Origin of the sequence: Neoroseomonas oryzicola, assembly GCF_012163135.1 — a bacterium.
In the GTDB taxonomy this organism is placed as follows: domain Bacteria; phylum Pseudomonadota; class Alphaproteobacteria; order Acetobacterales; family Acetobacteraceae; genus Neoroseomonas; species Neoroseomonas oryzicola.
Window position 1 is genome coordinate 405,295 of the sequence record NZ_JAAVUP010000004.1, and the last position, 20,597, is coordinate 425,891.

The 20,597-nt window shown below is 70.9% G+C and carries 18 protein-coding genes and 1 riboswitch; of the genes, 6 read left to right on the forward strand and 12 right to left on the reverse strand.

Annotated features, from left to right (window positions below):
* Positions 1-30: 30 nt before the first annotated feature.
* Positions 31-1,182, reverse strand: a complete 1,152-nt coding sequence (locus GWK15_RS16765) for a thiolase C-terminal domain-containing protein (protein ID WP_209442246.1) — start codon at positions 1,180-1,182, stop codon at positions 31-33.
* Positions 1,183-1,186: 4 nt separating this feature from the next.
* Positions 1,187-1,603: a Zn-ribbon domain-containing OB-fold protein gene (locus tag GWK15_RS16770; protein ID WP_168042489.1), complete on the reverse strand. Its 417-nt coding sequence runs from the start codon at positions 1,601-1,603 to the stop codon at positions 1,187-1,189.
* A gap of 110 nt (positions 1,604-1,713) precedes the next feature.
* Positions 1,714-1,823: riboswitch (TPP riboswitch) on the forward strand.
* Positions 1,824-1,891: 68 nt separating this feature from the next.
* Between GWK15_RS16770 and thiC the strand changes: the two genes are divergently transcribed.
* Complete coding sequence (thiC, locus tag GWK15_RS16775) at positions 1,892-3,706, forward strand: phosphomethylpyrimidine synthase ThiC (RefSeq protein ID WP_168042490.1); 1,815 nt, start codon at positions 1,892-1,894, stop codon at positions 3,704-3,706.
* Between the two features lie 131 nt (positions 3,707-3,837).
* On the opposite strand, the gene GWK15_RS16780 is transcribed toward thiC, so the two are convergent.
* Genes GWK15_RS16780 through GWK15_RS16805 form a run of 6 tightly spaced genes read right to left on the reverse strand, consistent with a single transcriptional unit; the run spans position 3,838 to position 10,014 of the window.
* Positions 3,838-4,707 (reverse strand): glycosyltransferase family 2 protein, encoded by an 870-nt coding sequence (locus tag GWK15_RS16780; protein WP_168042491.1) that lies wholly within the window; start codon positions 4,705-4,707, stop codon positions 3,838-3,840.
* Positions 4,707-5,582, reverse strand: a complete 876-nt coding sequence (locus tag GWK15_RS16785) for a glycosyltransferase family 2 protein (protein ID WP_168042492.1) — start codon at positions 5,580-5,582, stop codon at positions 4,707-4,709. Before GWK15_RS16785 ends, GWK15_RS16780 begins: the two co-directional genes overlap by 1 nt.
* Positions 5,579-6,703: a glycosyltransferase gene (locus GWK15_RS16790; RefSeq protein WP_168042493.1), complete on the reverse strand. Its 1,125-nt coding sequence runs from the start codon at positions 6,701-6,703 to the stop codon at positions 5,579-5,581. The genes GWK15_RS16785 and GWK15_RS16790 overlap by 4 nt, the downstream gene beginning before the upstream one ends.
* Entirely contained in the window at positions 6,700-7,776 is a 1,077-nt protein-coding gene (locus tag GWK15_RS16795) for a glycosyltransferase family 4 protein (RefSeq protein WP_168042494.1), read from the reverse strand. The genes GWK15_RS16790 and GWK15_RS16795 overlap by 4 nt, the downstream gene beginning before the upstream one ends.
* Positions 7,773-9,284, reverse strand: coding sequence for a flippase (locus GWK15_RS16800; RefSeq protein ID WP_168042495.1), 1,512 nt, complete (start codon positions 9,282-9,284; stop codon positions 7,773-7,775). The genes GWK15_RS16795 and GWK15_RS16800 overlap by 4 nt, the downstream gene beginning before the upstream one ends.
* A 28-nt stretch (positions 9,285-9,312) precedes the next feature.
* The gene (locus tag GWK15_RS16805) at positions 9,313-10,014 is read right to left on the reverse strand and encodes a sugar transferase (protein WP_168042496.1); all 702 of its coding nucleotides are present in this window, start codon (positions 10,012-10,014) and stop codon (positions 9,313-9,315) included.
* A 273-nt stretch (positions 10,015-10,287) separates the two neighbouring features.
* Here GWK15_RS16805 and GWK15_RS16810 point away from each other — a divergent pair, with 273 nt between their 5' ends.
* Positions 10,288-11,895, forward strand: coding sequence for a DUF6311 domain-containing protein (locus GWK15_RS16810; RefSeq protein ID WP_168042497.1), 1,608 nt, complete (start codon positions 10,288-10,290; stop codon positions 11,893-11,895).
* Positions 11,896-11,920: 25 nt separating this feature from the next.
* Here the strand turns inward: GWK15_RS16810 and GWK15_RS16815 are convergent, their stop codons facing one another.
* Positions 11,921-12,883 carry a glycosyltransferase family 2 protein gene (locus tag GWK15_RS16815; protein WP_168042498.1) on the reverse strand — a complete coding sequence of 321 codons (963 nt, stop codon included), beginning with the start codon at positions 12,881-12,883 and terminating at the stop codon, positions 11,921-11,923.
* 65 nt (positions 12,884-12,948) lie between these two features.
* On the reverse strand, positions 12,949-13,914 hold the full coding sequence (locus tag GWK15_RS16820) for a Bug family tripartite tricarboxylate transporter substrate binding protein (protein WP_168042499.1): 966 nt from the start codon (positions 13,912-13,914) through the stop codon (positions 12,949-12,951).
* A 107-nt stretch (positions 13,915-14,021) separates the two neighbouring features.
* Between GWK15_RS16820 and GWK15_RS16825 the strand changes: the two genes are divergently transcribed.
* Genes GWK15_RS16825 through GWK15_RS16840 form a run of 4 tightly spaced genes read left to right on the forward strand, consistent with a single transcriptional unit; the run spans position 14,022 to position 17,458 of the window.
* Positions 14,022-14,219 (forward strand): DUF4089 domain-containing protein, encoded by a 198-nt coding sequence (locus GWK15_RS16825; RefSeq protein ID WP_168042500.1) that lies wholly within the window; start codon positions 14,022-14,024, stop codon positions 14,217-14,219.
* Positions 14,216-15,625 (forward strand): AtzE family amidohydrolase, encoded by a 1,410-nt coding sequence (locus GWK15_RS16830; RefSeq protein ID WP_168042501.1) that lies wholly within the window; start codon positions 14,216-14,218, stop codon positions 15,623-15,625. The genes GWK15_RS16825 and GWK15_RS16830 overlap by 4 nt, the downstream gene beginning before the upstream one ends.
* 3 nt (positions 15,626-15,628) lie before the next feature.
* Positions 15,629-16,009, forward strand: a complete 381-nt coding sequence (gene hpxZ, locus GWK15_RS16835; protein WP_168042502.1) for an oxalurate catabolism protein HpxZ — start codon at positions 15,629-15,631, stop codon at positions 16,007-16,009.
* Between the two features lie 18 nt (positions 16,010-16,027).
* Positions 16,028-17,458: an NAD(P)-binding domain-containing protein gene (locus GWK15_RS16840; RefSeq protein ID WP_168042503.1), complete on the forward strand. Its 1,431-nt coding sequence runs from the start codon at positions 16,028-16,030 to the stop codon at positions 17,456-17,458.
* A gap of 482 nt (positions 17,459-17,940) precedes the next feature.
* Here GWK15_RS16840 and GWK15_RS16845 read toward each other — a convergent pair whose 3' ends face one another.
* Positions 17,941-18,711, reverse strand: a complete 771-nt coding sequence (locus GWK15_RS16845) for a TorF family putative porin (protein ID WP_338147273.1) — start codon at positions 18,709-18,711, stop codon at positions 17,941-17,943.
* A gap of 205 nt (positions 18,712-18,916) precedes the next feature.
* The gene (locus GWK15_RS16850; protein ID WP_168042505.1) at positions 18,917-20,593 is read right to left on the reverse strand and encodes a thiamine pyrophosphate-dependent enzyme; all 1,677 of its coding nucleotides are present in this window, start codon (positions 20,591-20,593) and stop codon (positions 18,917-18,919) included.
* Positions 20,594-20,597 lie beyond the last annotated feature (4 nt).

Genomic DNA, 20,597 nt, shown 5'->3' on the forward strand with positions numbered 1-20,597 from the left:
CGGTCGTTGCCGCGGGGCCGGGGGCGCGACTCAGGGCCGCTGGTTCGACATCACGATGGTGCCGGACGCGGAGAACATGCCGCCCACGCCGTGGCAGACGCTGATCTCGACATCCGGCACCTGCGCCGGCGCGATGCCGCGCACCTGGCGCACGCTCTCCTGCAGGGCGAACATGCCGTACATGCCGGTGTGGGTGTAGGACAGGCCGCCGCCATTGGTGTTGAGCGGCAGCTTGCCGCCGGGCCGCGTGTTGCCTTCCCAGATGAAGTCCTTCGCCTCGCCGCGCTTGACGAAGCCGAGGTCCTCGAGCCCGTAGAGCGGCAGGTGCGCGAAGGCGTCGTAGATCATCAGGTGATCGACGTCGGAATGCTTGATACCAGCCATCTCCATCGCCGTCGGCCCCGCGACGCGGAACGCCCGGGACGACGTGAAGTCCTGCATCTGGCTGACCATCGTCGTCTCGACGGATTCACCGCTGCCGAGGATGTAGACCGGCTTCTGCGGGAAATCCTTCGCCCGGTCGGCCGAGGTGAGGATCAGCGCACCGCCGCCATCCGTGACCAGGCAGCACTGCAGCAGCCGGAACGGATAGGCGATCATCTTGCTGTTCAGCACGTCGGCGATCGTGATCGGATCGCGGAAGGCAGCGCGCGGGTTCTTTCCCGCCCATTCGCGCTGCACCACGGCGACTTGCGCCAGGTGCTCATGCGTGGTGCCCGTCGCCTTCATGTAGCGCAGCACCGGGATGGGGAAGAGCGTCGGCGGGCCCATCGGGCCGAAGGGCGCCTCGAACTGCCCGTTCAGACTTTGCGGCTCCGGCGGGCGCGGTGTCGCGTTGATGCGGGACTTGCCGCTCTCGCCATGGGTGATGAGGATCGTCTTGGCATAGCCCGCATGGATGGCCGCCGCGGCGTGGCGGACATGCAGCATGAAGGAACAGCCGCCGACACCGGTGCCGTCGACCCATTTCGGCGTGATGCCGAGGTAGTGGGCGATCTGCTGCGGCATCATCGGGCCGACGCAGGCCACGCCGTCGATGTCGGACGGCTTCAGCCCCGCATCGGCCATCGCGTTCAGCGCGGCGTCGGCATGGAGCATGATCTGCGCCATCTCGGGCACGGCGCCGATGCGCGTGGATTCGGCCGCGCCGACGATGGCGATCTCGCCTGGCTTGATCGTCATGGCGTCAGGCTCCCTTCGCGGGACGGAAGAGGGCGAGGGTGATGTCGTCGTCCATCGGCGTGAAGGCGACCTCGAGCGGCATGTCGAGCACCAGCGCGTCGGGCGTCTGCGGGCAGTCGATGATGTTCGTCATCATGCGCGGCCCTTCCTCGAGCTCCACGACCGCGATCGCGTAGGGCGGCTTGAAGCCCGGCACGGGACGGTGGTGGATGACGTAGGAATGCAGCGTCGCGCGGCCCGAGGCCTCGAACACCTGCACGTTGCACGTGCCGGTGTAGGGGCTGAAGGGACGGGGCGGGAAATAGGCCTTGCCGGTGTCGCCGCAGCGCTGCAGCAGCAGCTTCCCGTTCTTGGTCCCTTCCCAGAAATGCTTCGTTTCGGGCGTGGGCTCCGGCCGCGGGCGGCCTGGTTCGAGAGCCATTTCGGCGCTTCCTCCTTACATGCGTGAAGTCATGTTCACCCGAGCCCGCCCGCGGGGAAAGGGGGGGTGTGCCAAGACGTTGACCGATCGTGCCGCGAGGCACAGATTCCACGCGTTCCAAGGGGGGCCCCAGGCAGGGGCTGAGAGTCCGCTTACGTGCGGTGACCCTTTGAACCTGATCCGGGTCATGCCGGCGTAGGGACAGGAACATGCGGAACCGGGTACCCCGGTTCCGTCCCGCGCTTCGTAGGAGCCCGGATCTCCGTCGCGTTTCGATTGGAGATCCAGATGCCAGATTCACTTCCGCCCACCATCCCCGAGGTCACCACCGGGCCGCTGCCGGCGTCCCGCAAGGTGCATGTTGCGGGGACACTGCATCCGCAGATCCGCGTCGCCATGCGCGAGATCGACCTCGCGCCGAGCGCGAAGGAGCCGCCGGTGCGCGTCTACGACACCTCGGGCCCCTATACCGATCCGGCGCAGGCTACCGACATTCGCCGCGGCCTGCCCGAGCTGCGCCGCGCCTGGATCGAGGCGCGCGGCGACGTGCAACCCCATGACGGGCGCGCGGTCCGCCCGGAGGACAACGGGCTGAAGCCCGGCGAGACGGCGCAGGTGCCGGTGTTCGACCGCGGTGCGCGGCGCCTGCTGCGCGCGCGCGGCGGCGCGGCGGTGACGCAGCTCGCCTATGCGCGCCGCGGCATCGTGACGCCCGAGATGGAATACGTCGCCATCCGCGAGAACCTCGGCCGCGAACGCGCGCGCGAGGCCGCGGCGCGCGACGGCGAATCCTTCGGCGCCGCCATCCCCGACCACGTCACGCCTGAATTCGTCCGCGACGAAGTGGCGCGCGGTCGCGCCATCATTCCCGCCAACATCAACCACCCGGAATCCGAGCCGATGGCGATCGGCCGGAACTTCCTGGTGAAGATCAACGCCAACATCGGCAATTCCGCCGTCTGGTCCTCCGTTGGCGAGGAGGTGGACAAGCTCGTCTGGGCCATCCGCTGGGGCGCGGACACGGTGATGGACCTCTCGACGGGGCGGAACATCCACACCACGCGCGAATGGATCATCCGCAATTCCCCCGTGCCGATCGGAACGGTGCCGATCTACCAGGCGCTCGAGAAGGTCGGCGGCAAGGCCGAGGACCTCACCTGGGAGATCTTCCGCGACACGCTGATCGAGCAGGCCGAGCAAGGCGTGGACTACTTCACCATCCACGCCGGCGTGCGCCTCGCCTACATCCCGCTGACCGCGAAGCGCGTCACGGGCATCGTCTCGCGCGGCGGGTCGATCATGGCGAAGTGGTGCCTTGCGCATCACCAGGAGAACTTCCTCCACACGCACTTCGCCGAGATCTGCGAGATCATGCGCGCCTATGACGTGTCCTTCTCGCTCGGCGACGGCTTGCGTCCCGGCTCCATCGCGGATGCCAACGACGCCGCGCAGTTCGCGGAGCTCGAGACGCTCGGCGAGCTGACGAAGATCGCCTGGGACCAGGACGTCCAGGTGATGATCGAAGGCCCCGGCCACGTCCCGATGCACAAGATCCAGGTCAACATGACGAAGCAGCTGGAAGCCTGCGGGGAGGCGCCGTTCTACACGCTCGGGCCGCTCACCACCGACATCGCGCCGGGCTACGACCACATCACCTCGGGCATCGGCGCGGCGATGATCGGCTGGTTCGGCTGCGCGATGCTCTGCTACGTCACGCCGAAGGAACACCTCGGCCTGCCGGACCGAGACGACGTGAAGACGGGCGTCATCACCTACAAGATCGCGGCGCATGCGGCGGACCTCGCCAAGGGCCATCCGGCGGCGCGCGAGCGCGATGACGCGCTGTCCCGCGCGCGCTTCGAGTTCCGCTGGCGGGATCAGTTCAATCTCGCGCTCGACCCCGAGACGGCCGAGCGCTTCCACGACGAGACCCTGCCCGCCGAGGGCGCGAAGCTCGCGCATTTCTGTTCGATGTGCGGGCCGAAGTTCTGCTCGATGAAGATCTCGCAGGAGATCCGCGCGGCGGTTGAACAGGGGATGGCCGGGAAGGCGGAGGAATTCCGCGCGGGCGGCGGCGCCATTTACGTGGCGCCCGCCGGGTAAACGCGATGCGAGAGGGGCGCCGCCCCTCTCGCGCTCTCCCCGCCAAAGGCCGGAAGGCCTTTGGGAACCGTCACTTGGCATTGGTTTCCACGGGGCCCTTCGGCCTTTGGCGGACTCGGGGCGAAGCCCCGTCAGAGCTCCAGGATCCGCTCCGGCGCAGCCTTGCCGCGCATCAGGTCCCACAGCCCGATCATGTTGCCCTGGAAGCGGCCCCAGCGATCCGCCCAGGGCTCGGGCTTGAGCGAACGCACCAGGTTCGCGAGGCAATGCCGCGCCGCGCTCGGGATGGCATGGTTCCAGGGGAAGGTCCCCTTCCGCGCCAGGTACACCGGGTTCACCACCTGCGAGTAGCCCAGCCGCAACTGCTTCACCCGCCCCGACTTCGACCCCAGATGCACGCCCCGCGCGCCGGCAAGGCGCATGATCGTCCCGTGTTCCCCGAGGCGGCGCGTGACGTCGATGTCCTCGTACCAGGCATAGAGCGGCAGGCGCTCGTCGACGCGGACGCCGTGCGCGCGCACCACCGACATGCGGAAGGCCATGTTGCAGCCATAGCCGTTGAAGTGCGGCGCCATGGCCGAGGGATCGGCCGGCGGCCGGTCGGCGGCGAGCAGCGCCGCCCCTTCCTCGAGCGTGTAGCCCGGCGCGTTGGCGCCGTCCGCGACCACGGTCCCGGTTGCGACCACCATGTCCGGATGCGCGGCGAAGGCGGCCTCGGTCACCGCGAGGTAGTCCGGCGCGCAGAGGAAGTCGTCGTCGAGGAACAGCACCACGTCGCAGTCGCCGACCGCTTCGAGGATGGCGTTGCGCTGCCGCGGCAGGCCGGCGGGGGCGGTGATGAACTCGATGCCGGCGATGGCCTCGCAGCCCGTCACGTCGTCGGGGGTGACATGGCAGACGATCGTTCGGTCGGCCCGGCGCGTCTGGCGCTCCAGGTCGCGTAGGACCCCCGCGAGGATCGCCGGGCGTCCTCGCGTCGCAATGCCGATGGCGATGCGCATCAGGCGAATTCGGTGAGCGGCGCCAGGCTGGGGGGGCGACGGGCTTCGGCGGCGAGCGCGCCGGCCACGCGGCCGCGCCAGGTCATGAAGTAGTAGGCGGCGTCGTGCAGCCGCAGCCGCAGCAGGCTCAGCGCCACGCCGCCCAGCGGCCGCACCAGGAAGGCGAGCCAAGTCGAGGCCGGCGCGCTGTGCCGGCGCAGGGCGAAGCCCAGGCCGCGGCCGTAGCGCTCGGCGCGCGTCACCGCGACATCGGTCAGGCGCTTGTCGGGGTGGATGATGCGCAGTTCCGGCTCGTAGCGCGCCTCGAGCCCCCGGGCGATGGCGCGGCAGACCAAGTCGTTGCCCTCGGCCGAGCCGAAGACGGTGCCCGGGCCCATCCGCTCGTCGAAGCCGCCGAGGTCGAGCGCGATGCTGCGCGGCAGGAACAGGTTGAACTCGATGACGCTGGTCCAGACGTTGCCGAGGTCGATCGCCCCGCCTTCCTCGCGCCAGCGACCGGAGCCCAGGCCGCCGGCAGGGGAGGCCGCGGGGCCCGTCAGGACGCCGAGGGCGGGGTTCGCCCGGAAGGCGGCGTCGACGCGGTCGAGAACGCCGGCCGGGTAGACGCAGTCGTCATCGGGAAAGGCCACGATCTCGCCGCGCGCATGACGCAGGCCGAGGTTGCGCGCATGGTTCGCATTCCGCACCGAGGAGCGGAGCCGGCGCAGGTCCAGCCGGTGGCCGTAGGCGGACTCGACGGCCGCCAGGCGTTCATCCTCGTTCTGGTCGACGATGATGACCTCGAAATCGGTCCGCCCCTGCGCGAGCAGGCTGTCCAGCAGTTCCGCGACGTCCCGGTCCCGGCCGATGGTCGCAACGACAAGCGAGAACTTCATCGGGATTGTCCCTCGAGCGCTCCCTGCACGACGCGACGCATCGCACTCCGGAAGGCTTCAGGACTGAACCTTTCCGCATTGCTGCGGCAAACTTGTGGCACGAACTCGGTCGTTTCGAAGCATTCCACCGCGGCAATGATAGCCTCAGCAGTTTGATCCGCGAAGAAAAGGCCGGTCGGGCCGTCATGTGGCGGGGGGATCACGATGTCGCGCGCGCCCCCCTTGCCGAAGGCGATGACCGGGGTGCCGCAGGCCTGCGCCTCGACGGTCGCGATGCCGAAATCCTCCTCGGCGGCGAAGACGCAGGCGCGCGCGCCCTGGGTCAGCCGGACCAGCTCCTCGGTCCCGACCCGCCCGCGCAGCTCGACGTTCGGGGCGCCGGCGGCGGCCTCGCGCACCTTGGGCGCGTTCGGCCCGTCGCCGACCACCACCAGGCGGCGGCCGGGCATGCGGCGGAAGGCCTCGGCGATCAACTCGATCCGCTTGTAGGGAACCATGCGGGAGGCGACGAGGAAGTAGTCCTCCTTCTCGGCCCGCAGGGCGAAGCGCTGCACGTCGACCGGCGGGTGCACGACGATGCTCTCGCGCCGCCAGGCCTTGCGGATCCGCTCCCCGATATAGGTGGAATTCGCCACCACCACGTCAGGATTGAGCGCGCTGGCGCGGTCCCACAGCCGCATCTTGTGCAGCAGGTTCCGCGTGTAGAGGCCCTTCAGCCCGCGTTCCATGCCCGCTTCGCGCAGGTACTGGTGCTGCAGGTCCCAGGCATAGCGCATCGGGCTGTGCACGTAGGAGACATGCAGCTGCCCCGGCCCGGTCAGCACCCCCTTCGCGACGGCGTGGGAAGAGGAGAGCACGAGGTCATAGCCCGACAGGTCCAGCTGCTCGATCGCCACCGGCATGAGGCCGAGGAACTTGCGGAAATGCTTCCGCGCCAGCGGCAGGCGCTGGATGAAGGTCGTCGTCACCGTCTTGCCGCGCAGGAAGCCGCGTTCCTTCTCGGGCAGGAAGTCGCACACGGCGAAGAGGTCGGCCTCCGGCCACTCGGCGATCAGCTGCTCGAGGACACGCTCGGACCCCGCATAGGTGTCGAGCCATTCGTGGACGATGGCGACCTTCATCGGAAGCGTTCCTGCACCAGCGCGAGCAGCCTTCGCGCCGCCGCGTCCCAGGTGAAGCCCGCGCCGCGGGCGATCCCCGCCGCGCGCAGATGGGCCTGCAGCCCCCGGTCGGTCGCCAGGCGCCCGACCGCGTCCTGCAGCGACGCCGGCCGTGCCGTGTCGAACCACAGCGCGGCATCGGCGCAGACCTCCGGCACCGCCCCCGCCCGCGCGGCGATGACGGGGCAGCCGCAGACCATGGCCTCGAGCGGCGGCAGGCCGAAGCCCTCGTAGCGGGAGGGGAAGATCAGGCAGAGCGCGTTCTCGTACAGCGTGCGCAACTCGGCATCCGACACGCGGCCGAGCACGCGCGCCGCCTCGGCCGCGATGCCGCCGCCGGCGCGGAACACCGCCGGATCCGCCGCCCCGGCCACCGCGAGGGTCAGCCCATGCGCGCCGAGCGTCGCCGCCGCGGCGGTCAGGGCCGCGAGATTCTTGTGCGCTGCCGGATTCCCGACGACGAGGGCGAAGCGCCCCGGCGTCAGTCCGTGCTTCGCCAGCACCGCGCCATCGGCCGGGAAGCGCAGGATATGTTCGCCGCCTTCGGGCAGGACCCCGATCGAGGCCGCATCGATGCCGAGCGCCGCGGCGATGCGCCCGCGGGAGAATTCCGAGACGGTCAGGATCTGCGCCCCGCGGCGCGCCAGCCGCGTCTGCAGCAGCCGATACCAGGTGCGGAAGGCGAAGGAATAGGATTCCGGCGTGTCGAAGGCGCCGGCATCGTGGATCACCACCGCCTGCCGCCCGCCCGCCATCAGCGGCGCGGTGTTGCCGAGGTTGACCAGCACCTCGCCTTTCAGCGCCCGCGGCAGGTCGAGCTGTTCCCAGGCCTGGCCGCCCCGTGATCCGACGGACTCGGCGCGCAGGTGCCGCAGCCCGGCGTCGCGGGCGCCGGCGGGGTGCAGGACGCGCACTGCCGGCCATTCCCCGGTCGCCGCCAGCACATCCGCCGCGGCGACGATCTCGGTCGCGAAGCGCTGCACCCCGGTCATGCCCTGGGTCAGGAACCGGCCATTGAGGGCGATGCCGGTCATGCGGTTCCCCGTCGGATCAGTCGCATGAGGCGGGCCTTATCCTCCGTGGGCGCGACGCGCCAGCCCAGCCAGCCGGCGACGGCCAGCGTCACCGCGCCCACCACGGCCGAGGCGACGAAGCCGGGCATCGGGATCATCAGCGCAAAGCCCAGCGCGGCCGCCGCCAGCGGCGGGCGCAGCGCCCGGCCCGTGTCGGTGCCCGCCGGATAGAAGTGGGCGACGAGCATGAAGCGCCCGAAGCAGTCCGTCGCCGCCCGCAGCGCCCAGGCGATGGCCGCGCCCTCGATGCCCATCAGCAGCAGCAGCCCCGCGCCGAGCGGCAGGAACACCGCCGCCTGCGCCAGGGAGAAGGTCGCCGTGACGTTCGGCCGGCCGATCGCGTCCAGGAAGGTGCCCGGCACGAAGGCCACGCAGGAGAAGAAGATCCCGGCCCCGAGGATGCGCAGCACCATGCCGCTGCCGTCAGCAAAGGTCGTGCCGAGCCACAGCCACAGCAACGTCCAGGCCAGCGCGACGATCCCGAGGCATGCGGGCAGCGCCAGCCCCGCCACCATCAGCGCCCCGCGCCGCAGCAGCAGCGCGGTCTGCTCCGGCGCCGTGCGGTAGGCTGAGGCGATCGCCGGCAGCAGCGTCTGCGCCACCGCGACCGGCAGGATCCACATCCGCATCACGAGGTCGAGCGGCGTCGCGTAGAAGGCGACCGCCGTCAGGCCGATCAGCGATCCGATCAGGAAGCGGTCCGCATAGAGCAGCACCTGGGTCAGCGCGCCCGAGAGGCTCATCCATCCCCCCTGGCGCAGCAGCGGCCGCAGCAGGCCGAAGCGCGGCCGGTTCAGCCCGAGCCCCGGCACGTCCTTCCAGGCCAGCGCCGCATAGGCGAGGCCGCTCGCCAGCCGCACCAGCACCACCGACACGATCGCCGCCGCCAGGCTGTCCCAGATCAGCAGCGCGATCACCGGCCCGAGCGCGTAGAAGATGCTGACCGGCATGTTCACGAGGTTGGCGACGCGGAAGCGCTGCCAGGCGGCCAGCACCCCCCACAGCGCCGCGTTCAGCACCACCAGCGGCGCGGCGAGGGCGAGCACGCGGAAGGCGGAGATCGCCTCGGCCTGGAGCGATTCAGGCACCAGCAGCACGCGCCCGACCAGCAACGGCATCAGCGTCCAGGCGATCGCCGCCATCACCGCCGAGAGGCCGAGAAGCCCGTAGATCGTCGCCCCGATGAGCGAGGGGGTGTCGCTCAGGCGGCCTTCGCCGATGCGCTCCGACACCGCGCGCGTCAGCGCCATGCCGAGCCCGAGGTCGAACACCCCGAAGATGCCGACCATGGCGAGCGCGAGGGTGAAGAGGCCCCACCGCTCGGTCCCGAGCAGGTGGACCAGCATCGGGGTGAGGACCAGCGCGACCATCAACGGGACCGCGCGGCCCAGCGCGTTCCACAGGACCCCGGAAACGAGCCGGCGTCCGCCGGCCCGGTCTTCCGGGCCCTCGGACGCCGTGCCTGTCATGGGATGAATGCCTTGTCGGTCCCGCGGTTCAGTGCGCGCCGCGGCGGGACAGCACCGCCGCCGGCGTCTTCAGCAGGATCCGGATGTCCGCCAGCAGCGAGGCCTGCGAGACATAGGCGACATCGAGCGCGACGCGCTGGTCGTAGGAGGTCTCGGACCGGCCGCTGACCTGCCACAGGCCGGTGATGCCCGGGCGGACGGTCAGGTAATGCGCGGCGGCGGCGCCGTAGTAGCTGTCGAGTTCGGACTGCGTCACCGGGCGCGGGCCGACGATGCTCATCTCGCCCTTGAGGACGTTGATCAGCTGCGGCAGCTCGTCGAGCGAGGTGGCGCGGAGGAAGCGGCCGACACGCGTGATGCGCGGGTCGTTCTTCAGCTTGCGGGTCGCCTCCCACTCCGCGCGGGCGGCGGGGTCGGCGGCGAGCAGCGCCTCGAGCCGCGCCTGGCTGTCGATCACCATGGAGCGGAACTTGAGGCAGCCGAAGATCTTCCCGCCGCGGCCGACGCGCGGATGCGCGTAGAAGGCCGGGCCGCCATCGGCGCGCACCAGCGCGCCCACGATCAGGAAGAAGGGCAGGGCGACCAGCAGGGCGGCGCCGGCGATGGCGATGTCCATCGCGCGCTTCGCCACCGGCAGCAGCCAGGCGGCGCGATCGCGGACGGAAACGCCATGGACGGCGCGCGCGGGCGCGCCATGCGGGGGAAGGGGGCCAACCGGAACGCTGGACATGAGCGACAACGGCCTTTTGGACTGGACCACCGCCAGCGGGGGCTGGCGACGGCCAAAGGGGGTTTCCGGCCCGGCTGCTGCCGCCGCGATGGCGGGGGGGAGGCACACCGAACCTTGGTTGACCCGGAAGATGACCCTTGGCGCTGACCGATTTGGGACCTGCTTGCGGCATGATTGTGGCGGCGCAGCAGACCGCCGCAGAAGTTTCACGCGGCAGGCCTCGCTTGCCGTCCCGCCCGGCGGGCCCTAGAGCCGCCTCGGCCCCGGAGCGGAGTGCGCGTCCTGTCCCAACGGCTTTCCACGACCCTGTCCTACGCCTTCGCCCTGCTGCTCGGCGCGGCGCTGGCTGCCTGGATCCTCCCGCCCGAGATGCTGGTGCCGCGCGCCGGGGCGGGATTCGCGCCGCAGGGGGATGCCGCGCAGCACGCCATCGCGCAGCGCTACTTCATCGGCGACGCCTGGCGCTGGCCGCCGCTGCTGGCCGCGAACATCCTCCCGCCCGAGGGGCTGAACATCGCCTTTTCCGACGGCATCCCGCTGCTGGCGCTGCCGATCAAGGCGCTGCGGGCGCTGCTGCCGGACGGCTTCCACGGAATCGGCCTGTGGTACGCCATCGCCTGGACGCTGCAGCCGGTCGCGGCGGTCTGGTGCCTGCGCGGGACCGGCGAGCGGCGTTTGCTGCCGGCGGTGGCTATCGCGCTCGCGGCCTCGGCCATGCCGGCCTTCATCAACCGCTACGGCCATGCGGCGCTGACCGGGCACTTCACGATCCTGGCCGGGCTCGGCCTCTACCTGCGGCTTGTGCGGGCGCCGTCCGTCGCGCTGTGGGGCGCGGCGGTCATAGCGTCGGTCGCGACGCTGCTGGTTCATCCCTACCTCGCGGCGATGGTGCTGGCGCTGCTCGGCGCGGTGCCGGCGACGCTGTTGCTGCGCGGGGACCGGCGCTGGATCGGCGCGGCGGCGGGTGTCGCGGCCTGTGCGGCCGGGGTCGGCGGAACCATGGCAGCCTTCGGCTACCTCGGCGCCCAAGGCGACGGCGGCTATGGGGATTTCGCGCTGAACCTGCTCTCCCCGGTCTGGCCTTACCGGTCCTGGGTGCTCGGCGGATTCGCCGCGCGGGAGATCGACGCGACCGGCCATGGCGGGTGGGAAGGCTATAACTGGCTCGGCCTCGGGCTTGTTGCGGGGCTGTTGGCCGTGGCGGTGCTGGCGCCGCGGCAGGCGCTCGAGGTGCTGCGCCGCCATGCCGGGCTGGCACTGGTGCTGGCGGGTCTGACGGCCATCGCGGTCTCCTTTCGCCTCGGTGTGGGGGAAGCGGTCGTGCTCGATCTCGGCAAGCCGCCGGGGTTCCTCGAGCAGTTCCGCGCTTCGGGCCGCTTCTTCTGGCCGGTGGGCCTCGCGATGCTGGTCGCGACGGTCGCGCTGCTCGCGCGTCTGCCGCGGATCGGGGTGCCGCTGGTGCTTGCGCTCGGCGTCGCGCAGTTCGCCGATGCCCAGCCGAACCGCCAGGCGATGCACGACTGGGCGCATCTGCGCGAACCCTGGACGGTGGATGCGCCGGCGCTGCGGCGGCTGCTGGCTGGGGCGGAATCGGTCGCGGTCTTCCCGACTTGGCCCTGCGTGCCGAAGCCCGACACTTTCGGGGACCATGTCCGGCAGTTGCAGGTGCTGAGCCTCGCGGCGGAGAGGCCGGTGCCGGCCAACACGATGTATGTCGCGCGCTGGCGGGGCGAGCGGCCGCGCTGCGACGATGCGACGGCGATGGCGCGGCCGATCGCGCCGGGGGAATTGCGGATCATCCTCCCCGGGGCGCGCCAGGCGGCGATGGCGGCGGGGGCCTGTACGGAGGTGGGGGATATCCTCGCCTGCCGCAGGCCTTAGCGGAGGGGCGCCGCCCTCCGTCGCATCACGCGTCCCGGCTGCGGCTCGGCAGGTAGCGCTCGGCGAAATAGAGCGGCCGCTGCTTCGTCTCGTTGAAGATGCGCCCGAGATATTCCCCGATGATGCCCAGCATCATCATCTGCACCCCGCCCAGGAACAGCACGACGGCGAGCAGGCTGGGATAGCCGGCGACGGGATTGCCGAAGAACACCGTGCGGACGACCAGCTGCGACAGGTAGATCACGGCGCCGATCGCTGTGAGCAAACCGACATAGGTCGCGACCTTCAACGGCGCCACGGTGAAGGAGGTGATCCCCTCCAGTGAGAAGTTCCACAGCTTCCAGTAGTTCCACTTCGTCTCGCCCGCCGCGCGCGGCGCGCGGTCGTAGCGCACCGCCTTGGACGGGAAGCCGATCCAGGCGAACAGCCCTTTCATGAAGCGGTGCTGCTCGCGCAACTGCAGCAGGGCATCGATGGCGCGGCGGGACATCAGGCGGAAGTCGCCGGTGTCGGGCGGCAGATGCACCTTGCCGCCGATCCGCTGCATGACGCGGTAGAAGCCGGCCGCCGTCGCCTTCTTCAGCCAGGTCTCGCCCTCGCGCGTGTTGCGCTGGGCGTAGACGACGTCGAAGCCCTCCCGCCAGGTCGCGACCAGGGCGGGGATGACCTCGGGCGGGTCCTGCAGGTCGGCGTCGATGACGACCACCGCCTCGGTCCCCCGCGCATGGTCCAGGCCCGCGGTGAGCGCGATCTCCTTGCCGAAGTTGCGGGAAAGGTTGACCACCGCCGCGCGCGGGTCCTGCGCCTGGATGCCGATCATCACCGACAGCGTCGTGTCGCGGGACCCGTCGTTCACGTAGACGACCTCCCAGGACATGCCGATATCCGCCAGCGCCGCGGCCAGACGGCGATGGAACTCGGGCAGGACCTCCTGCTCGTTATAGGCAGGGACGACGACGGACAGGGCGGGCGCGTCAGGGGTGGTCATGGGACATTCCGGGCGATCGGTCCCAGGAACAGCACCGCTCTGGCCAAATCAAGGCGCCACTGTGCCTAACCCTGGACGAAAAGGTTCAGCTCCGTCGCGATCACCTCCCATTCCCGCAGGCAGCGGGCGATGTCCTCGCGGAAGGCGGCGGGGCCCAGCCAGTCCGGGATGGTGTCGATCTCGAGCAGCCGGCGCTGGGTCGCCGGATTCTCCACGACGCGGCGGAACAGGTCGGCCGTGCGGTCGACGATCGGCTGCGGCGTGCGCGCCGGCGCCAGCAGGCCGATGAAGCCCGAGAAGGCGAAGCGCTTCGAGAAGCCGGCCTCCTCCATCAGCGGCACCTCGGGCAGCGAGGGCAGCCGCCGCGTGCCCGACAGCGCCAGCGGACGGATGCGCCGCGAGCGGATCGCCCCACCGCTCGCCGCCATGGAATGGAAAGCGCAGGCGACGTTGCCCGCGAGCATGTCCTGCAGCATCGGCCCTTCGCCGCGATAGGCGACATGGGTCATGTTCAGCCGCGCCTCGTCCGAGAACATCTGCCCATAGGCATGCCCCGAGGATCCCGGCGCATAGGAGCCGTAGGAAAGGTCCTTCCCCCGCGCCCAGGCGACGAACTCCTGCACCGTGTTCCCCTGGGTGGAAGGCGAGGCGCAGAGCACCAGCGGCGTGACGCCGAGCTTGCCGATCGGGGCGAAGTCGTTGACCGGATCATAGGGAAACCGCCGCAGCACCACGGGCGAGGTGACATGCGTCGTGATGGTGAAGAGCATCGTGTGGCCGTCGGGCGTGGACCGCGCCGCCGCTTCCGTGCCGATCAAGCCGCCCGCGCCGCCGCGATTGTCGATCACGATGGGCTGGCCGAGTTCCGCGGCCATGGGTTCGGCCATCAGCCGGGCCCACAGGTCGGTCGAGCCGCCGGGCGGGAAGGGCACGATCCAGCGGATCGGCCGGTCCGGCCAGGTCCCCTGCGCCAGTGCCGGCCGCGCCAGGGTGAGTGCTGCCATCCCCGCCAGGATGCCGCGACGGTCCATGTCGTGTCCTCCCATTATCTCGTTGGGGGCAGCCTAGGAGGCGCGCGCAGGCCTTCGCAACCGGCGCGGGGATTGCATGATCGGCGGACCCCACGGAGCCTGCCGTCATGTCCGAGCCGACGCCCCCCGACCCCGAGGCACTGATCGCCGCGATGCTGCCCGCGACGGGCATTCCCTGCGATCCCGCCTGGCGCGCCGCGGTCGCAGCGAACCTGCGCGTGGCCGGCGCGATCGCGACCAACCTCCAGGCCTTCCCGCTGCCCGATTCGGTCGAGCCCGCGCCCGTTTACGAGCCCGGCCGATGAGCATCGCCGAGCTGCTCGACCGCGACGCGGTCGGGGTCACCGCGGCCTTCGCCACCGGGGAGGCCAGCGCCGCCGAGATCGCCGCGGCCGCGATCGCGCGGATCGCCGCGCGCAACCCGGTGCTCAACGCATTCACCGACGTGACGGCCGATCGCGCCCGCAGCCATGCCGCCGCGCTCGATGCCGTGCGCGCGGCGGGACAGGCGCTGCCGCCGCTCGCGGCCGCGCCCTTCGCGGCGAAGAACCTGTTCGACATTGCGGGGCTGCCGACCCGTGCCGGGTCGCGCATCAATCGCGACCGTCCCCCCGCCACGCGCGACGCGACGCTGGTCGAGCGGCTGGAAGCCGCCGGCGGGTTGCTGCTCGGCGGGCTCAACATGGGCGAATACGCCTACGACTTCACCGGCGAGAACGCCCATGACGGCCCGTCGCGGAACCCGCACGACCCGACGCGGATGACGGGCGGGTCCTCGGGCGGATCGGGCGGCGCGGTCGCGGGCGGCATGGCGTCGATCGCGCTGGGGTCGGACACCAACGGGTCGATCCGCGTGCCGTCCTCCTTCTGCGGCACCTTCGGGCTGAAGCCGACCTACGGGCGGCTGTCGCGCGGGCATTCCTTCCCCTTCGTCGGCGCGCTCGACCATGTCGGCCCGCTCGCGCGCTCGGTGCGCGATCTCGCGGCGTCCTACGACGTCATGCAGGGGCCTGATGCGGCCGATCCCGGCTGCTCGGCGCGCGCGCCCGAACCGATCGGGCAGGGCTTCGAGGGCGGCATCACGGGGCTGCGCATCGCGCGCCTCGGCGGCTGGTTCGCGCGGCACCGGCTGCCGGAGAGCGACGCGGCGCTCGCGTCCGCCTGCGCCGCCCTCGGCGTCACCGCCGAAGCGGAACTGCCCGAGGCCGAGCGTGCCCGCGGCGCCGCCTTCCTCATCACCATGGCCGAGGCCGCGGAATTCCACCTGCCGCGCCTGCGCGAACGCCCGGGCGACTTCGACCCCGCCGTGCGCGACCGCCTGATCGCCGGTGCCCTGCTGCCGGCGACCTGGGTGCAGACGGCGCAGCGATTTCGGCGCTGGTTCGCGGACCAGGCCGCCGATCTGTTCCGCCGCCACGACGTGCTGCTCGCGCCCGCGACGCCGATGTCTGCACCGCCGCTCGGCACCGCGACGGTGACGCTCGACGGCGTCGAGATGCCGTTGCGGCCGAACATCGGCGTCTATACCCAGCCGATCTCCTTCATCGGCCTGCCGGTCGTCGCCGCGCCCATCTGGTCTGCCGGCGCGGCGCTGCCGCTCGCCGTTCAGGTCATCGCGCCCGCCTGGCGGGAGGACCTCGCGCTGCGGGTCGCCCGCGTGCTGGAACGCGAGGGCATCGCCCGCGCCCCCGTCGCCCCCTTCGGAGCCTGACGCATGGACATCGACATCCCCGAGGTGAAGGCCGAGGTCGAGGCCGTCTTCGCCCGTTACGAGACGGCGCTCGTCACCAACGACGTGCCGGTGCTCGACGAATTGTTCTGGGTGAGCCCCGCGACCGTCCGCTTCGGCGCCACCGAGAACCTGTTCGGCGCCGAGGAGATCGCCGCCTTCCGCGCCGGCCGCTCGCCGGTCGGCCTCTCGCGCGAGGTCCTGCGCACCTCGATCACCACCTTCGGGTGGGACTTCGCGACCGCCTCCATCACCTTCCGGCGCCATGGCAGCGCCCGCATCGGGCGGCAGCAGCAATCCTGGGTCCGCTTCCCCGAGGGCTGGCGCGTCGTCGCGGCCCACGTCAGCCTGCTGGACGCGCCCTGAGGACCACCGACCGCCACCATGCCGTCTCCCCGTACGCTTCTGGAACTCGAGGCCGATGTCGTCCGCGACCTCGCCCTCACCGCCCATCCCCGCGCGCCCTGGCTCGTGCCCAAGACCGTTGGCGGAAAGCCTGTCCTCGACTGCCTTGTGATCGGCGGCGGGCAATGCGGCCTCGCCGTCGCCTTCGCGCTGAAGCGCGACCGGGTGGACAACCTGCTGGTGATCGACCGCGCGCCCTATGCCCAGGAAGGGCCGTGGTCGACCTTCGCGCGGATGCGCACGCTGCGTTCGCTGAAGGACCAGACCGGGCCGGACCTGCGCACGCCCTCATTGACCTACCAGGCCTGGCATGAGGCGCAGTTCGGCGCCGCCGACTTCGCGCGCCTGCACCTGATCCCGACCAGGCTCTGGGCCGACTACCTGCTGTGGTTCCGCCGCGTCACCGGCATCCCGGTGCGCAACGGCGTCAGCGCGGGCCGCATCGGACCGGCGCGGACGGATGACGGGCTGCCCTGCCTGTCGGTCGAGACCTCCGACGGCGTGATGCTCGCGCGCAAAATCGTCATGGCGACCGGGCAGGAAGGTGTCGGCGAATGGTGGATGCCCGACTTCGTGCGCGCCCTGCCGCGATCGCTGCGGGCGCACGCCGCGGATGCGATCGACTTCGCGACGCTGCGCGGGAAGGTGGTGGCGGTGCTCGGCGCGGGGGCCTCGGCCTTCGACAACGCCGCCGTCGCGCTCGAGGCCGGCGCGAAGGAAGTGCACCTGTTCTGCCGCCGCGCCGTGCCGATGGACATCCAGCCCTATCGCTGGCTGACCTTCGCCGGCTTCCTGCGCCACCTGGGCGACATGCCGGACGAATGGCGCTGGCGCTTCATGTCCCACATCCTCGGCCTGCGGGAGGGCTTCTCGCAGGAGACCTACGACCGCGTCCGCTCCTACCCGAACTTCACCATGCATCTCGGCCGGCCCTGGACGGGCGCCCGGGCAGAGGGCGGGCGCGCGGTGCTCGAGACGGCGCGGGGGGATTTCGCCGCCGATTTCGCGATCTGCGGCACGGGCGTGCGGATGGATGCGCGGCTGGTGCCCGAACTGGCCGGCTGTGCGGCCAACATCGCGAACTGGGGCGATCGCTACACGCCGCCGCCCGAGGAGGCGAATGAGCGCCTGGCGATGTTCCCCTATCTCGGCGCCGACCACGCATTCCTGGAGAAGCGGCCGGGCGAGACGCCCTGGATCCGCGACATCCACCTGTTCGGCATCGGGGCGAGCATGTCCTTCGGTCCGTCGGGGTCGTCGATCAACGCGATGTCGATCTCGGCGCCGCGGCTCGCCGCCGGGGTGACGCGCGGATTGTTCGAAGCCGACCTGCCGCGGCTCTACGCGGACCTGCGCGCCTACGACATCAAGCAGGTGACGCTCGACCCGGCACGCACCGCGGCCGAATAGCGAGCGCGGCCCGGACGCCCAAGCGGCCGGACGGCCGCCGCCGGCGCTTGAGGCTCCACAAACACGTCGGCCCGAGGTAGAGCCTCGGGCCGGGAGCGCAAGGCGCGACCGCGCCCAGACCATCATCCATCACCAGTGCGCCAGCACGTGGGGCGCAAGCCAAGGCGGCCGGACGGCCGCCGCCGGCGCTTGAGGCTCCACAAACACGTCGGGCCGCGGCAGAGCCCCGGGCCGGGGGCGCCAGGCGGGGCCGCGCCGCGGCCATCATCTGTCGACGGCGTGCCAGTGGACGGCGCGGAAGCCCAGGGGGGCGGACGGCCGCCGCCGACACTTGAGGCTCAAAGAACATCGGCCCGAGGCAGAGCCTCGGGCCGGGAGCGCAAGGCGCGACCGCGCCCAGACCATCATCCATCACCGGTGCGCCAGCACGTGGCGCGCAAGCCAAGGCGGCCGGACGGCCGCCGCCGGCGTCTGAGGACCAACTAAAACGTCCAGCTGACCGAGGCGATGAAGCGGTTGTCGCAGACCTTCAGGCCGCCGCACTCGGACTGGCTGATGTTGGTGCCGTAGAAGCCCGCGGCGACCGAGAAGCCGTAGGCGATCGGCACCGTCACGTAGATGCTGTAGGCGAGGTAGTCGGGCGCGCCGAAGCGGGCGTTGTTGTCGATCCACTGGTAGCCGATGCGGCCCGAGATCACGATGTCATGCAGCGGCGTCTTCCAGTCCGCCCCGCCCTCGAGCCACAGGCTGTTGCCGGAGGACCCGAAGAAGTCCGGCGACCAGGCCGCCGTGCCGACGAAGGTAACGGGCTCGAGCTCATACTTCAGCTTCAGGATCGCTTCGGCGTAGGCGAGCTGGTACTGGCCCGGCTGCTCGCTGTAGCCCGGGTAGGTGTACCAGGTGCCGCCGATGTCGAAGGTGAAGTTGTCGATCGTCCGGCGGTAGCCGCCGATCAGGTCGACCTCCTGCCGCGCATTGGTGTTCGGGAAGGCGACGTTGCTCGCGAAGGTGCCGATGTAGAGCCCGACCTCGTGCGAGAGTTCGGCCGAGCCCTGGATCGCCGGGCGGTTGCGGGTCTGGCTGATGTTGCGGAAGACGTAGTCGGTGGCGCCGGTCACCGTGCCGGTGGCCGAGAAGCCGCTTCCGAATTCCACCTGGGCGGATGCGGGCGCGGCACCTGCCGCCACAAAGAGTCCAAGAGCGCAGACGGCGAGTTTCTTGAGCATGTGAAGCGGTCCGATCCTTTCCTGCATCGCCGATGCAACGTTTCCGAAGGCGGGCCCGTGCTCGGACTGCCTATGGAAGTCGCATCAAGCAAGGTGCGTGCCGCGAAGGCGGCTGCGGCGCGACGCGGTCCTGATCGGTCGGAACGGCGTAGAGGCGCGCTGCGGCTTCGGCGGCAGGGCCGCAACGATTCCGCAAAGGTCACGGGGGGCGGGCACGCCCGCCCCGGCGCGTTCAGGCGGGCAGCGGCATGGTCCGCTTCTTCCAGGCCGAGGCCTGCAGGGCCGACGACTTCACATGCACCACGACCGGCCGGTCGGTCACGGCAAAGGCCTCGGCCAGGACGGGTTCGACCTGCTCCTCGGTCGTGATGGAAAAGGCCGCGGCGCCGAAGGACCGGGCCCAGGCGACGAAATCCGGGTTCACCAGCCGCGTCGCCTGGTCGTAGGGCCGGCCCGGATAACGACCTTCGTGGTGCATCCCGATCGTGCCATATCCGGAATTGTCGGACAGGATGACCACGGGTGCCACGCCTTCGCGCACGGCCGTCGCAATCTCATTCCCTGTCATGAGAATCCCGCCATCGCCGACGAAGGCGACTGCCCGCTTTCCGGGCCGACGAAGGGCGGCTGCCACTGCCATAGGCACGGCTGCTCCCATCGCGCCCACATTCGACGCCAGGAACATGTGCGTCTGCCGGAACGGGAAGTAGCGGTGCAGGAAGGAGGAGAAGTTCCCCGCATCCGAGGTCACCGCCGCATCGGCCGGGATGTGGCGCGACATCGCCGCGCAGACGGCGCCGAAATTCACCCCGTCCTCCATCCGGTCCCATTCGGGCGCGAGCAGGCCGCGGTGGATGGTGTTCAGCCCCTTCACCCAGCGCTTACGCCCTTCGCTTGCCTCGGGCGCGTTGCGGGTGAGCAGGCCGCGGATGACGGCATGCGGGTCGGCGGCGATCGGCAGGTCGACGCGCCAGACACGGCCGATCTCGTTGGCGTCGGGCCAGACCTGGACCAGCGGCAATTGCGGATCCGGCGCGGCGGGGAAGGTGTAGGATTGGCTGATGCTGTCCGACAGCCGTTCGCCCAGGCAGACCATGAGGTCGGCCTTCTTCATCTCTTCGATCAGCGGCTTGGGCACGCGGATGCCCATGTAGCCGCCGTAGTTCGGGTGGTTCGCGTCGAACAGATGGGGCCGCCGGTGCGTCGGGCTGATCGGTAGCGACCAGGCTTCGGCGAGGCGATTGAGGTCGGCCAGCGCCGCCTCCCCGCCCGCGGCCATCGCACCGCCCACCAGCACCAGCGGGCGCTCGGCATTCGCGAGCATCTCCGCCAGGCGATCGAGGTCTTCCGCCCGCGGCCCCGGCTTCGGCAGGGTGCGGGGCTGCACGACAGGGCCCTCAGCGGGCTCGTCGAAGATATCCTCGGGCAGGATGACCGCGACGGGGCCGGGCGTGCCGGACTGGGCGAGGTGGAAGGCGCGGGCGATCACCTCGCTCGCCTGGATCGGCTGGATGACCTCGAAGACGCCCTTGGTCACGTCCGACAGCAGGCGGGAATAGTTCTGCTCCTGCAGCGCGAGCCGCCCGACATCCTTGCGCTCGACATGCCCGACCAGCATCACGAGCGGCGTCGCGTCGTGATAGGCCGTGTGCAGCCCGATCATCGCATTGGTGATGCCGGGCCCGCGGGAGACGAGCGCGACCCCCGCCCGCCCGTCGCGCATCCGCCCGTCGGCCGCGGCCATGAAGCCGGCGCCGCCCTCGTGGCGGCAGACCACCAGGCGGATCTGCGGGAACTCGGTCAGCGCGTCGGTCAGGCCGAGATAGGATTCGCCCGGCACGCAATAAATCAGGTCGACGTCATGCGCGGCGAGGCTTTCGGCCAGGATGCGGCCGACGGTGCGGGTCATGAGA

Excerpts from the sequence above, each read along its gene's own strand:
- GWK15_RS16765 (WP_209442246.1), bottom strand. The coding sequence starts at position 1,182 with ATGACGATCAAGCCAGGCGAGATCGCCATCGTCGGCGCGGCCGAATCC.
- GWK15_RS16770 (WP_168042489.1), bottom strand. The coding sequence starts at position 1,603 with ATGGCTCTCGAACCAGGCCGCCCGCGGCCGGAGCCCACGCCCGAAACG.
- thiC (WP_168042490.1), top strand. The coding sequence starts at position 1,892 with ATGCCAGATTCACTTCCGCCCACCATCCCCGAGGTCACCACCGGGCCG.
- GWK15_RS16780 (WP_168042491.1), bottom strand. The coding sequence starts at position 4,707 with ATGCGCATCGCCATCGGCATTGCGACGCGAGGACGCCCGGCGATCCTC.
- GWK15_RS16785 (WP_168042492.1), bottom strand. The coding sequence starts at position 5,582 with ATGAAGTTCTCGCTTGTCGTTGCGACCATCGGCCGGGACCGGGACGTC.
- GWK15_RS16790 (WP_168042493.1), bottom strand. The coding sequence starts at position 6,703 with ATGAAGGTCGCCATCGTCCACGAATGGCTCGACACCTATGCGGGGTCC.
- GWK15_RS16795 (WP_168042494.1), bottom strand. The coding sequence starts at position 7,776 with ATGACCGGCATCGCCCTCAATGGCCGGTTCCTGACCCAGGGCATGACC.
- GWK15_RS16800 (WP_168042495.1), bottom strand. The coding sequence starts at position 9,284 with ATGACAGGCACGGCGTCCGAGGGCCCGGAAGACCGGGCCGGCGGACGC.
- GWK15_RS16805 (WP_168042496.1), bottom strand. The coding sequence starts at position 10,014 with ATGTCCAGCGTTCCGGTTGGCCCCCTTCCCCCGCATGGCGCGCCCGCG.
- GWK15_RS16815 (WP_168042498.1), bottom strand. The coding sequence starts at position 12,883 with ATGACCACCCCTGACGCGCCCGCCCTGTCCGTCGTCGTCCCTGCCTAT.
- GWK15_RS16820 (WP_168042499.1), bottom strand. The coding sequence starts at position 13,914 with ATGGACCGTCGCGGCATCCTGGCGGGGATGGCAGCACTCACCCTGGCG.
- GWK15_RS16825 (WP_168042500.1), top strand. The coding sequence starts at position 14,022 with ATGTCCGAGCCGACGCCCCCCGACCCCGAGGCACTGATCGCCGCGATG.
- GWK15_RS16830 (WP_168042501.1), top strand. The coding sequence starts at position 14,216 with ATGAGCATCGCCGAGCTGCTCGACCGCGACGCGGTCGGGGTCACCGCG.
- hpxZ (WP_168042502.1), top strand. The coding sequence starts at position 15,629 with ATGGACATCGACATCCCCGAGGTGAAGGCCGAGGTCGAGGCCGTCTTC.
- GWK15_RS16840 (WP_168042503.1), top strand. The coding sequence starts at position 16,028 with ATGCCGTCTCCCCGTACGCTTCTGGAACTCGAGGCCGATGTCGTCCGC.
- GWK15_RS16845 (WP_338147273.1), bottom strand. The coding sequence starts at position 18,711 with ATGCAGGAAAGGATCGGACCGCTTCACATGCTCAAGAAACTCGCCGTC.
- GWK15_RS16850 (WP_168042505.1), bottom strand. The coding sequence starts at position 20,593 with ATGACCCGCACCGTCGGCCGCATCCTGGCCGAAAGCCTCGCCGCGCAT.